Consider the following 13,112-nt stretch of genomic DNA (forward strand, 5'->3'; position numbering starts at 1 on the left):
GGGCGGTTGTCGGGAGAGCGTCTAAGGCCTTCGCTGTCGCATGAAAGGTTTTCGCCCGCTTTCGGCCAACCTTTTTTTCGCGGGCGCAGTCGTAACCCCACTCGTTACTGGCTTGGATTGCCGCTGCCGGTACCCAACCAGCCCCGGACGGCTTATGTTCCTGTGCTTTTGTTGGCGGTGGCCGACTCCCTGTTTGCCTCTTCTTTATATCCCAGTCCCCTGCCTTGGCTGGCGGCGGCTCTGCTGATTGTTTTTTTCTCCTTGTTATGGTGGTGGCCGATGGTTCGTCATCTGACCGGGCCGCTGAAGCGCATGAGTCAGGCGACCTCGAAGCTCGTCGAAGGCTCGCTCAAGCAGGAATTCGTCGACACCGGACGCCGGGATGAAATCGGCCAACTGGGTTCGGCCCTCAATGACATGGCCCGGCGTCTGGAGGGTCATCTTCAAGGGCAGAAACGCTTCTTAAGTGATATCGCGCATGAACTTTGTTCACCATTGGCCCGTTTGCGGATGGGGTTGGCGATTCTTGAAAATAAGATTGGTCCTGAAGTTTGTAGCGATTTTCTTGAGGTGGCTGAAGAAGCGGACAATATTGCCCGGCTTGTGGATGAGATTCTTGATTTTTCCCGGGCAGAGCTGCGCTCTGAGAATTTACAGCTTGAGGATTTGCTTTTGCTTGAGGTGGCGGAGGGGGTTTGTCGTAGCGAAAAGATATCTTCTGAACGGTTTCAGCTGCGCTTTGACCCAAAGCTGAAGCTGCGAGCCGATTCCGAGTTGTTTTCCCGGGCGCTGGCCAACCTGCTGCGCAATGCTTTGCGCTACGGGTCCGGCGGCAGGGCTGCGGCCGTGGAGGTCGAGATCGTCGGCCGCAGCTGCGGCGAAAAGGTGATGGTTGAAATAATAGACCATGGAACCGGTGTGCCGGAGGCGGAGCTGGAGAATATCTTCGCGCCTTTCTATCGGCTTCAGGCCGACCGCAATCGGCGTTCAGGAGGTAACGGACTGGGTCTGGCGATTGTTAAAAGCAGCATTGAGGCCTGTGGGGGCCGGGTTTGGGCTCGCAATCTGCAACCTTCCGGGTTTTGCGTCGGCATTGAACTGCCCAAGGCCTGAAAGTCGGGTTTCTGCTGGCGCCGATCACGGGGATTTGTTTGTCGGCCCGCTAAAAGGGACTACCCTTCAGGCTTTTTCACTGGTAAGGGAAGCACATAAAAAAAAGCAGTGAAACCCCGGCCAGCAACCACATGCCGGGGTGAATGCGGGCGGCCCTGCCGCTGCCGATCTGCATGATGGTATGAAAAATGAAGCCGGCAGTGATACCAATGCCCAGATTGTAGGTAAAGGACATCAGGGCGATGGTGATGAAGGCCGGGATCCATTCGTTATAGTCTGTAAAATCAATCTTGGCGACCAGGCTCATCATCATGCCTCCGACCAGGATCAGGGCGGGGCCGTAGGCGAAAGCGGGGATTGAAGTAAGAAGCGGGGCGAAAAACAGACAAAGCAACAGAGCTGCGGCGGTGACCACGGCGGTCAAACCGGTGCGGCCGCCGGCCTCGATGCCGGCGGCGGATTCAATGTAGGTCCCGGTGGTGGTCGTGCCGAGCAGGGCGCCGACGACAGTGGCCAGGGCATCGGCCAGCAAGGGTTTGTCGATATCCGGCAGGTTGCCATCCTGATCCAGAAGATCGGCCTGGGCGCCGAGACCGATCAGGGCAGCCATGGTGTCGACGAAATCCATAATGAAAACGGTCAGCAGCACCGAAAAGAAACCCCAGCTCAAAGCTCCTTTGAGATCGATTTTAAACCAGATGTCGGTGAGAGGCGCCGGAGCGCTGAATACCTTTTCCGGCAGCGGGGCGAGACCGAGAACCCAGCCTGTGAGGGCGATCAGGAAAATACCGGCGAGAATGCCGCCGGGAACCTTGCGTTTCATCAGAATTGCGATCAGAATCAGGCCACTAATGGCCAGAGCCGCCTGCGGTTCACTGAGGACTCCGATTTGAACCGGGGCGCCGATCACGCCCAGGCGTACGATACCGGTATCGACCAAACCGATTAGGGTCAGAAAAAGGCCAATGCCGGCCCCGAAAGCCAGTTTTAGGCCGGGGGGAATTACCTTGGCAAACCAGCGGCGGGAACCGCTAAGGGTGAGAATTGTAAATAACACTCCCCCGATGAAAACCGCGCCCAAGGCTGTTTCCCAGGAAAAGCCCATGATCTTGACCACGGTAAAAGCGATAAAGGCGTTTTCTCCCATGTAGGGGGCGATGGCGAAAGGTCGCTTGGCGTAGAGCCCCATCAGGAGGGTGCCGAAAACCGCGCTTAAAATAGTGGCGGTGGTGGACGGCCCTTTGGGAATGCCGGCGGCGCTGAGGATGGCCGGATTGACAATGACGATGTAGGCCATGGTGACGAAGGTCGTAAGCCCGGCGACGACCTCTCGACCGATGGTGCTTTGTCGGGTGCTGATCTGGAAAAAACGGTCAAATGCGGTCACGATGTTTTGCCGACCTTACATGAGAAGAGCCCGACTCCGGCAGGCGGAGTCGGGCTCTAGCCGACGACTTGGCGATGGTGGAGGATAAGGGGGTCGAACCCTCGGCCTCAGCATTGCGAACGCTGCGCTCTCCCAACTGAGCTAATCCCCCATGTCTGTCTGATGCTTTTCGCTACTACTAAAAAATCGCGCGCCTGTCAAATTTATTTTCCGCGGGCATCGGTTTCCGCCGGATATTTTTTGGCCAGAACTTCACGGATGGCCTTTTTTAATTCGTCCAGGCTGGCGGCCTTAACCACGTAGGCATCGGAAGCCCAGGTGGAAAAATCCTGTTTGTATTCACCATAGGCGGAGCAGAGGATGACCGGAATGTTGCGGTCGATTTCCTTGATTTTAATCAGGGTTTCGACTCCCGACAGGCCCGGCATTTTAATGTCCATGACTACCAGATCGGGATGGATTTCGGGAACCATTTTCAGGGCTTCCTCGCCGCTGGCGGCGGCGTTGATGATATAGCCTTCTTCCTCGAGCTCCTCTTTGTAGAGCCAGCGGATATTTTCTTCATCATCAACGACCAAAAGGGTGTATTGCGGTGTACTCATGTTAGGGCTCGCTTTCCGGTTTCCGTTAGGCTGTTGGTCCTGGTTGGATTTTATGTAAGAAGGGCAGAGAGACGGAAACCATTACCCCTTTGCCCACCCGGTTGTGAATGCGGATTTCTCCCTGATGGTTCATGATGATCCGATGGCAGATCGACAGTCCCAGTCCGGTGCCATCATGCTTGGTTGTGAAAAAAGGATTGAAAATATCGTGAATAAATTGTTCCTGAATGCCTTCGCCGTTATCCGCGATTTCGATCAGGGCTTTTAACTCCTGATCCTTTAAGTCGCAGTAATAAGAGGTGCGAATCTGGATTTGTCGCTCAATTTGTTCCGGAACGCCGGTCATGGCCTGAATACTGTTGTTGATCAGGTTGATAACGACCTGCTTCAGCTGGTTGCCGTCACATTCAACTTCTGCCAAAATCGGGTTCAGGTCGAGGTTTGACTTGATGCGTTTGCTTCTCAGCTGGCGGGCAAAAAGGGCTACCGTATCCTCAATCAATTGGTTGAGGTTGACTCCGGAGAACTTGTCGCCTTCCAGTTTGGAAAAGGAGAGGACATTGTTGACGATCTCTTCCAGGCGCTCGATTTCCTTGGTGATGATCTGGCTATAGGTTTTTTCCTGGCTCTGGTTAGGTATCTTTCTGTGCAAGCGGCGAGCGAAACCGGCAATCGAAACCAGCGGATTCTTGATTTCATGGGCAATGTTGGTGGCCATCTCGCCCAAGGCCATTAACTTTTCGCTTTGCGCCAGGCGGTGCTGGGCGTTGTTGAGACTGGCCAGAGAGTTCTGCAGGCGCTGGAAGAGTTCGGTGTTTTCCAGGGCCAGGGCCGCGGCATCCGTGAATAAGGTGATATAATCAAGATCCTGGGGGCTGATGCGGTCGCCGTCGGCCAGCATCAGCCCGCGCAAACGTTCCTGGTTGAAGATCGGAATGGTGACGATTTTGCTCGCAGGCAACCAGGTTTTGAGCTCGGAGTGAAGCAGGTTGATAAATCTGGCTTCGACAAGAGCCGGTTTTTTATGTTTCAGGATCTTCAGAAAACGTTTGCTGGTTATGTCGGAAGCCGGCAGCCTGATCTCGCTGATCCCGTCGCCATCTTTTTTGCCGGGCGAGCGAGTTGCTTCCAGCAAGTGACTTGAGAGCTTTTCCAGAATATCCTTGTCGCCCTCAAGCTTTTTGGGCCCGCGACCGGATAAATTATCGACCGTGGCCTGAAAAAGGCATTGCCAGTAATTTTCGCGCTCGTGTAAATCGAGATAGACCGCCGGTGAGCACTTGAAACCTTCATTGCTGACCAGAGCGCCGAGCGTCAGGCGAATGATTTTTTCCGGAGTGTCGGCGGCCAGGAGCGCATTCTTCATCTGGTGGGAAAGGGTCAGCTGTTGTGTCCGCAGCTCTGAGGCCAGGTTGGCGGCCTGGAGCTGGCTTTGGGTTTTGCTCCGCTCCACGGTGGCGGCCAGGTGGTCGGCCAGCAATCGCAGAAGTTCAATGTCCTCGCTGGTGAGCGGCAGTAGCTCCTGGTTGAGGGGTTCGTTGCTGAGGAAGAATTCCAGAATTCCGGTAATTTCCCCCTGGCTGATCAACGGCAGGATGATGTGGGCGGAAAAGTAGTTGGAAAAGCCTTTGTAGGACGTATCCTCCGGTATTTGCGCGGGGGTGTCGATAAGCAGGGGGCGGTTGATAAACCTGGCCCGGTTGTATTGATATCGACTTGCGGCCAGAGCGACTTGGTATTGTTCGGGACTGGAAAAACCCTGTTCGAAATGGTCCGTATAAGATTTGCCCTGAGCTAAAACTTGGAGAATGGATGCTGAATTGGCAAAGAAGGTCAGACCGGAGTCAGGCAGCTGAGCAAAAACACTCTGTGGTTCCCTGCCGGTATTGAGTTGGGTCCCGATGCGATGAAGAAACTTCAGGCGCCGGACTCTTTTTTCATTGCGTTTGCTCAGGATGAAACTGCGCAGCGCTAAGGTCAGCTGGCGGCAGATAATCTGAAAGAAGATGATGCTTTCCGAGTCCATGGTGAAGGGCTCGCGATGGAGCAGAGCCATGATGCCATAGGCTTGGTGGTCATCTGCCAGGGGGAGACTCCAGCCCCAGGGGCGCCGTTGCCGGAAGAGGTCTTCCGGAGCCGCCTGTTCAGGGTCGAGAAAGTTGGGCAGCAAGGTGGTTAGGGGACGGCATAAGGGATCTTCGACCGCCGGTAGTTCGTAGTTGAAGGCTGGGAGCGGCAACGGGAGTAAACCTCCTGAATCCGAAACCAGACGCAAGCTCAGTTGGCGATCCCGGTGCTGCATCAGATAGATGGCAACCGTTGGCGCCAGGCCGCTGATGCAGAGAAAGTGGGTGGCTTTCTGCAGGCGCTCATCAATCGAGGCACCACTGCTGCTGATTTCAATGATTTTGCTGAGAATGTTGTATTTTTTCAGGGAATCCATCTGGACTCAGTTAGCCCCGGAATTTACTGATGCGGATTAGCGGTTTTGAAAGCGAGCCATGATTTCCTGGTAAAGCGTTTCGTATGCGGAGACGCTATGGCTCCAGGAGAAGTCCTCCCTCATGCCGTTGTCACGTAATTTTTGCCACTGTCCCTGGTCCTGAAAAAGTTGCAATGCCTTTTCCAGGCACTCCTTCAGGGCTCCAGGTGAATAGGTGCTGAACCTGAAGCCGTTGCCGACGCCGGTTTTAGGATCGTAGCTGCTGATGCTGTCCGCGAGCCCGCCGACGGCTCGCACCAGGGGGACGGTGCCGTAGCGCAGGCTGTACATCTGGTTGAGCCCGCAGGGTTCGTAACGGGAAGGCATCATGAAGATGTCGGATCCGGCTTCAATGAGATGGGCCAGGCGATTGTCGTAGCCGTGAAGGAAGGCGATTTGGGCCGAGTGCCGGCGGGCTAAATCGGCCAGGCGGTTCTCAATCGCGAGGTTGCCGGTTCCGAGAAAAATGAAACGGGCCGCAAAGGTTTCGACCTCTTGCAGGAGCTCCAGAATCAGATCAAAACCTTTCTGCTCCACCAGTCGGGAAACCATGCCGATCAGCGGCCACGGCGAAGCGCCGGGAAGTTGAAAGGTCTGGGCCAGTTTTTCTTTGCAGCGTTGTTTCCCCTCCATGTCTTCGCGATGAAAGTGGTCGTCCAGGTAGGGATCTTCGGCCGGATTCCATTCTTTGTAGTCGACGCCGTTGAGAATGCCGAAAAGATCATTACGGCGCTGCCGCAGCACCCCTTCGAGGCCGCAGCCGAATTCCGGCTCGAGAATCTCCCGGCTGTAGCTCGGGCTGACCGTGCTCAAACCGTCGGCGTAAACCAATCCGCCCTTGAGCAGGTTGATCCGATCGAAAAATTCAAGGCGGTCCAGGGTGAATTCCTCCCAGCCCAGGCCGGTCAACGGAAGGAGATCCTTGTCCTGTAGTCCCTGGTAGGCGAGGTTGTGAATGGTAAACAGCGAGGCGGCCTGAACTCGAGGCTGGTCACGATAAAGAGTTTTCAGATAGACCGGGAGCAGCGCGGTCTGCCAGTCATGGGCATGATAGAGGTCTACAGCGAGGCCCAGTTGAGCGACGGCTTCCAGAATTGCCTGGCAGAAGAAGATAAATCGGATGCCGTTATCAGGATAGTCGGTGCCGGCCGGGCCGTAAATAAACGGCCGGTCGAAAAAGTCGGCTTTTTCGACAAAGAAGATCTTCAGGTTGGGGTTGGAGCCGTTAACCTCCAGGATGTTGCCGCTTATTTTGATGTTGCCCAGGGGAACCGAAACCTCAAGCCGCAGATTCGGGGTTGTCTCCAATTTTCTGATTTCACGGTAAAACGGCAGGAAAAGATAAACCTGATGGCCGCGGGCTGCCAGGGTTGTCGGCAGGGCTCCGGCGACATCAGCGAGACCGCCGGTCTTGACAAAAGGCGCAGCTTCCGAAACGGCAAACAGAATCTTCATTACCTTCTCTTAGCTCCTGATAACAGCGTGATCCAAGATTTGATTTCCCGCAGCTTGATCAGATTTTAGCATCCCGAAGGAATTTAGCTGATTCTTCGGGGGGGGTCGGGTTGATATAAAACCCGGAACCCCATTCAAAACCGGCAACCCGGGTCAGTTTAGGGATGATCTCGATATGCCAATGATAGAAGGTTGAGGTGTCGATGTAATTGACCGGGGCGGTATGCATAATGAAGTTGTAGGGGGGGGTGTCCAGCACCCGGTTCAGTCTTTTCAGGGTGTCTGAAAGAATCAGAGCGAGACCTTCAATCATATTCTTGCTGTTGTTTTGGTAGTCGTGGGTGTGTTTTTTCGGAAGAATCCAGGTTTCAAAGGGAAAGCGCGGGGCAAAGGGGCAGATCGCGATAAATTCGTGATTTTCGCTGACCATCCGCAAACCTTGATTGATTTCCTGCTGAATGATATCGCAGAAGACGCAGCGTTCTTTGTAGTCGTAAAACTTTTTGGCGCCGTCGACTTCTTCCTTGGCTCTTTTGGGGACAATTGGCAGGGCGATAATCTGGGAATGAGAGTGTTCGACCGTGGCCCCGGCTGCCAGACCTTGATTTTTAAAAACCAGAATATAGCGAAACCGTCCGTCTCCGGCCAGATCGCGAATGCGATCCCGGTAGGCCCAGAGAACATCTTCAACCGTTTCGATCGGCATGGTTGCCAGGGTTGCCTGATGATCCGGGGTTTCGATGATGACTTCATGCGCCCCGATGCCGTTCATTTTGTCGTAAACCCCGTCCCCCTGACGCATGATGTCCCCTTCGATATGAAGTGCGGGGAATTTATTGGGGACCACGCGCAGGCGCCAGTTCTGGTCATTGCTCTGGCTGCCGGGTTGCCGGTAGGCCAGAATCTCTGGGGGAACCACGTCTTCGTTGCCTGGGCAGAACGGGCAGAAGCCGCTCTTTCTTTCCTGTTTCATGGTGCTGAATTCCGAGGGTCTCTTGCCCCGTTCCCGGGAGATGATGACCCAGCGGTCGACGATGGGATCCTTGCGTAATTCGGACATGTTGATGCCTTTTCAGCTCTTGGAGCGGAACGGATTTCGAGCTCCGCTCTAATTATCGGATAATCAGCCCATCAGGCTTGGACTGGTCTGACTTCCTACTATACACTTTGCTGGCAGAACGTCAACTGTTAGTAGGCCGTCTTAGTAATTTTTTTGAGTTGTAAACCGGGTACGAGCTGTCGTTTCCGGCGCCAGAGGTTGGCGCGATTCGGAAATCAGCCTGATTTTTAACTCAATGCGGCCGGCGTTGATATTTCTCGACGGCCTGGTTATGTTCTCTGAACGTCCGTGAGAACTGATGTCCGCCGTTCTTGGTGGCGACAAAATAAAGATAGTCGCTGCGATCAGGTCGCAGGGCGGCCTGCAGCGCGTCTTCGCCGGGGTTGCAGATGGGCCCCGGAGGCAGACCGTGATGCCGGTAAGTGTTGTAAGGGGAAGGGTGGCGTAGATCGCGGCGTTTGAGATTGCCGTCAAAGTTTTCCTTCAGGGCATAGATGGTGGTCGGATCGCTTTCAAGGCGCATGCCGCGGCGCAGGCGGTTGTAAAAAACCGAAGCGATCAGTGGCATCTCGGCCTTGTTGCCGGCCTCTTTCTGAATTATGGAAGCCATGGTTATGAGCTGGCCTCGGGTCAGGGCTTGGGCTTCCGGAGCCATCGGACCGTTTATCAGTGTGCGCCAGCGTTCTTGTCCGGCTGCCAACATCATCTCTACCAGCTGCCGGCAGCTGGTTTGCCGGCTGTATTTGTAGGTGCTGGGGAAAAGGTAACCCTCCGCATTTTCTCCCGCGATGTCCCATCGGGCCAGGAGATCTGGAGCCTGGGTGAGGTTTGTAAAATCATCCGACCGGCACAGGTCGGCATCCTGAAGCCTGGTCCCGATCTGTGTCAGGGTAAAGCCTTCGGGGATGGTAACCTGGCGAAGCAGAATCCGCCCGTTTTTCATGCTGTCGATGATGGCCAGGGGGGTGGCGGCGGCGTCCAACCGATATTCGCCCGCCTGGAGTCGGGTCGCGCTGCCGAGGACGCGGTTCAGCAGAATGAAGCTGCTGCGTGAACTGATCAGCTGTTGTTCGTGTAGGTCGGCGGCGATCTTTTGCAGGCTGCTGCCCGCCTCGATGAGAATGATCTGCTCCGGGCCCGGGCCCGGAGCATGGGCGAAGAAGTAAAGATGCAGGCTTCCCAGGCCGCCGATAGCGATGATTCCCGAGATCATCGCTATCGCGATGAAAAACCGCCTTCGTCGCATGCAGCATTTCTTTTCAGCCGCCGTCATGGTTTTCCCGTTCTTTTCCTGCGCCGGCGGCGTAAGTTGCCGAGTTCGGCCAGTTCCGGACTTTTTAATAGATGGGCGCAGGCAAGGTAGGCAAAAAGACCACAAGTAATTTTTAACCCCAGCCGTAAACCTTCGCGCAGGTGGTTCTGGTAGTCTGAAGCGATCAGGGGAAGAAAATCGAGGCCCTGAATAGCCGCGACCATGGCGGTCGTGGCCAGAAATCCCTGGCCCAGGGCCCGGCCGCAGCCGACAATGCTGACGTCCCGGCCCAGGCGTTGCTTGAGGGCGAAAATGAGCAGCAGGCAGTTGACCGCGCCGGCAATGGCGGTTGCCAGGGCCAGGCCGAGATGGTGAAAGAAATGCATCAGGATGAATGCGCTGATCAGGTTGCAGAGCAGGGCGAGGGCTCCGATTTTGACCGGGGTTTTGGTATCCTGCAAGGAATGAAACGCCGGCACGATGATTCTTAGGGCCGCGTAGGCCCAGAGGCCGGTGGCGTAAGCGATGATGGTTTGGGAAACCATGGTGGTTGAAGTAGGACCGAAATGACCTCTCTCAAAGAGCAGGAAGACAATCGGTCGGCTTAAAGCCATCAGGCCGATCATGGCCGGTAGGGTGATGAAAATCAGCAGGCGCAGGGCCAGGGACAGATTCAGCGAGAACTCGGCCCAGTTTTTTTCGGCCGCGGCCCGGCTTAAGGCGGGCAGCACGGCGGTGCCCAGGGCGACCGCGAACACCCCCAGGGGAAACTGAATCAGGCGATCGGCAAAGTAGAGAAAGGAAATGCTGCCGTCAGCCAGGAAAGAGGCCAGCAGGGTGTTGCAGAAAATCGTAATCTGGGTAATTGCCAGGCCCAGCAGGGAAGGTCCCATTAAGATCAGGATCCGCTTGATGGCCGGATGGCGAAAATTGCCTCGGAGACACCAGGGAAAGCCATGTTTTTTGAGGACCGGAAGCTGCAACAGGAGCTGGGCCAGACCGCCGACGAGAACCCCGATTGCCAGGGCCAGCGCGGCGTTGCCCAGAATTTGACTCAATCCCAGTGCCGCGCCGATCATGCACAGATTGAGCAGGACAGGGGCCAGGGCCGGAATAAAGAAATGGCCGTCGGCGTTAAGGATACCCATGGCCAGGGCCACCAGGCTGACCAACAGGATATAAGGGAACATGATCCGGTTAAGAAACACCGCGAGCTCATATTTTTCCGGGGTGGCGCTGAACCCGGGAGCGATCAGGGAGATTATCAGAGGGGAAAAAACAATCCCCAGCAGGGTGATGATTGTCAGGCAGATGGAGGCCAAGGTCATGGCGGTCTGCGCGATGGCGCGGGCTTCATCCCTTTTGCCGACGCTTAAATAGCTGGAAAAGACGGGAATGAAAGCCGAGGTCAGAGAACCTTCGCCAAACAGTCGACGCAGGAGATTGGGAATCCTGAAGGCGACAAAAAAAGCATCGGCATAGATTGAGGTGCCCAGGTAGCTGGCGGTGACCATGTCTCGGACAAAGCCCAGGATTCGACTTAAAAGGGTAGCGAAGGCGACGGTGCCGGCGTTCTTGACCAGGTTTGCGAGCGATTGGTTGGGGGAGTTTGACATTCAGCGGAGTTCGTTGATAAGCCCCAGGGCTCGCGAGCTTATCTGGGATAAAAGTTTCTGCTGGGTGCGGAGGCCGAATTTTTCCAGTCCCAGAATCTGTTCCCTGGGGGCATCGTAATAAAAAAGCAGTTTGTGGTTATAGATCGACGGCGCAAGACTGTGATCGCCGAAACAGATCTTGGCCTCGCCGGAATTTTCCGCCCCGATCAGAATCAGGCCCAGTTTGTGGGCTTCCTCCATCTTCCGCTGGATTGACGATTCCTGGTTGAATTTTCGTTCCAGGTTTGCCGTGGAGCTCTCCAGGCTGTGCAAGAGCTCAAGGCTTTTGGCGAAATTCTCGAGGTTGTGACGGGTTTCGGCGTAAAACTTAAGTTTTAAACGATGCATTATATCATCGAGCCGGCCCTGTGCCAGCAGCTGTTCAAGCACCTTCCTCTGGCCTGTGTTAAGGGATATCTTTTTGGCTTCTTCCACTTGTCGGTAAAACTTTTCAACTTGTGGTCGGTGTTGGCCCTCGTGAAGCTTTGCCTGGCGGATGAGTTTTTGTTTTTCTGCCTGAAAGAGTTGGCGCTGCTTTTCTACCGTGAGGCGTTGCTTCTCGAGTTGTCGAAGAAAACTCGGTATGACCAGGGGGTTGATGCTCAGGTTTGAATGGATGGTTCCTCTGGTACTCTGGCAGAAGATGAAGCGGGCGGCGGATAATGTGCTCGAACGCAGCTCGCGCTCGATGTAAATCTCTTCGCCGAGGATGGTCGAGGACAGACAGGAACCTATCCTAATTTCCCGGCCGCTGATCGTGGCATTCTGTACAACCTGGTTTATTTTAATCTCATCTCCTTCGACATGGGCCCCGATGACTTTGCCGATTTCAATCCGCCGACCGATAACTTTCGCCTGGCTGTCAACGATGCCGGAGATGATGATGCTGTCGCCTTCGATCGTGGCCCCGCGCCCGACATTGCCGTCGATAATGATCTCTCGGGATTTCAGGGAAAAACCCGGCTTGACCGATTCATGCAGGATGTCTTTGTTGCCGGAGATCTTGATGGTTGAATCAATTTCGGAAAAATCATTGACTTCAATATTGCCGATCGAAAAATTAATCTCTTTGGCCAGGACGTCTTTGCTGATGAAGTATCCGCGTTCGGGTTCGTGGTAGAGGAACCCGGTGCTGCCGGCCCTGAGAATGGTTTGATTGAATTCGGGGTTATCCGTACGGTAAATGGTTTTACGGTCAAAAGAGGGGAGCTTTGCCTCCTGACCGGGTCGGGCTTTGATCGGTCGGCTGAAAATGTCAATGCCGTCGCGGCCGGCCGTGGCGTGGGTGATGATTGCCAGGGGCTCGTCCTGATGGATCAGGTTTTCGCTGAAACCCAGGTCATGGTAGTCGATTTTGCCGGTTTTTTCATTGCAGATTTTGCCTGGTTTCAGTTTGAGCTCGATCAGAATTTCAAGGTTGCCGTCGATACCCGGCTGCGGCGGGCTGGGGGCGGCGAGCGGAAAGGTGAAAAATGTCTTCTGCGCCCGGATTTTATCGTAGTCGGCTAGATAACGGGTTATTTCCGCGATCAGATCTGATTTCGGGATGATGCCGTGACCGATCTTTTTTTGTTTGAGTTGGTTGACAACGGCTTCCACGATCGCGGGCAAAACGGCGGGATCTTCAGGGTCTGTGATTCTGGTGTTGGGGCGGATTGAAAGGAAAGCATATTCAAGCCCCCGGCGTTCATCCAGGTGCAGAAGTATATCCAGAAGTTCGATACTCTCCGTCAAGGTGTCCTCTCTTTTTTAACCGTCGGGTTGAGCGCATGGTGTCCGTTCGGGTGCGATTTGCCGAATGTTCCTATAACATGTTTATCGCGGTCCGAACAACTCAATTATGGGCCTTCCGCTGCAAGTTTGATGGCTTTGTAACGACTCGCCCGGTCTTGGTGGGCCCTGCAAGTTCTTCCGGCTTTGGCCTGGAGAGCGTCACGGTGGCGTTCTTCGATGGCCGCCGCAGGCCTCGGGTTTCTGGCGCCCCGCATTCGGAGCGGTTACAGTGTGCCATCCTGTTGTCGCGAGATTCAAGCGTTAATACGAGCTCGCCAGGTTCGGTTTGACAAATAGTTTGACAGTCTCAAGTCAACCGGTTATAAAAGAGAA

At 54.9% G+C, this 13,112-nt stretch carries 9 protein-coding genes and 1 tRNA gene; 1 reads left to right on the plus strand and 9 read right to left on the minus strand.

Annotated elements, in window-relative coordinates; genetic code table 11:
- Positions 1-1,113: HAMP domain-containing histidine kinase (locus tag ENN66_04920; GenBank protein HDS15943.1), on the plus strand; the 1,113-nt coding region annotated here is incomplete at its 5' end.
- A gap of 76 nt (positions 1,114-1,189) precedes the next feature.
- Here ENN66_04920 and ENN66_04925 read toward each other — a convergent pair.
- The 9 genes from ENN66_04925 to ENN66_04965 all read right to left on the minus strand — a co-directional run bounded on the left by ENN66_04925 (position 1,190) and on the right by ENN66_04965 (position 12,740).
- On the minus strand, positions 1,190-2,503 hold the full coding sequence (locus tag ENN66_04925) for an NCS2 family permease (protein ID HDS15944.1): 1,314 nt from the start codon (positions 2,501-2,503) through the stop codon (positions 1,190-1,192).
- A gap of 72 nt (positions 2,504-2,575) precedes the next feature.
- Positions 2,576-2,651 (minus strand) — tRNA-Ala (locus tag ENN66_04930).
- A 52-nt stretch (positions 2,652-2,703) separates the two neighbouring features.
- Positions 2,704-3,102 (minus strand): response regulator, encoded by a 399-nt coding sequence (locus tag ENN66_04935; GenBank protein HDS15945.1) that lies wholly within the window; start codon positions 3,100-3,102, stop codon positions 2,704-2,706.
- Between the two features lie 25 nt (positions 3,103-3,127).
- On the minus strand, positions 3,128-5,545 hold the full coding sequence (locus ENN66_04940) for a hypothetical protein (GenBank protein ID HDS15946.1): 2,418 nt from the start codon (positions 5,543-5,545) through the stop codon (positions 3,128-3,130).
- A 36-nt stretch (positions 5,546-5,581) separates the two neighbouring features.
- Positions 5,582-7,039 (minus strand): glycogen synthase GlgA, encoded by a 1,458-nt coding sequence (glgA, locus tag ENN66_04945; GenBank protein ID HDS15947.1) that lies wholly within the window; start codon positions 7,037-7,039, stop codon positions 5,582-5,584.
- A gap of 58 nt (positions 7,040-7,097) precedes the next feature.
- Complete coding sequence (galT, locus tag ENN66_04950; GenBank protein HDS15948.1) at positions 7,098-8,099, minus strand: galactose-1-phosphate uridylyltransferase; 1,002 nt, start codon at positions 8,097-8,099, stop codon at positions 7,098-7,100.
- A gap of 232 nt (positions 8,100-8,331) precedes the next feature.
- The gene (mltG, locus tag ENN66_04955) at positions 8,332-9,372 is read right to left on the minus strand and encodes an endolytic transglycosylase MltG (protein HDS15949.1); all 1,041 of its coding nucleotides are present in this window, start codon (positions 9,370-9,372) and stop codon (positions 8,332-8,334) included.
- Positions 9,369-10,967, minus strand: a complete 1,599-nt coding sequence (gene murJ / locus ENN66_04960) for a murein biosynthesis integral membrane protein MurJ (GenBank protein ID HDS15950.1) — start codon at positions 10,965-10,967, stop codon at positions 9,369-9,371. The genes mltG and murJ overlap by 4 nt, the downstream gene beginning before the upstream one ends.
- Positions 10,968-12,740 (minus strand): DUF342 domain-containing protein, encoded by a 1,773-nt coding sequence (locus ENN66_04965; GenBank protein ID HDS15951.1) that lies wholly within the window; start codon positions 12,738-12,740, stop codon positions 10,968-10,970.
- Between the last annotated feature and the right edge of the window lie 372 nt (positions 12,741-13,112).

It is taken from the genome of Pseudomonadota bacterium (assembly GCA_011049115.1).
Classification (GTDB): domain Bacteria; phylum Desulfobacterota; class Anaeroferrophillalia; order Anaeroferrophillales; family Tharpellaceae; genus DSCM01.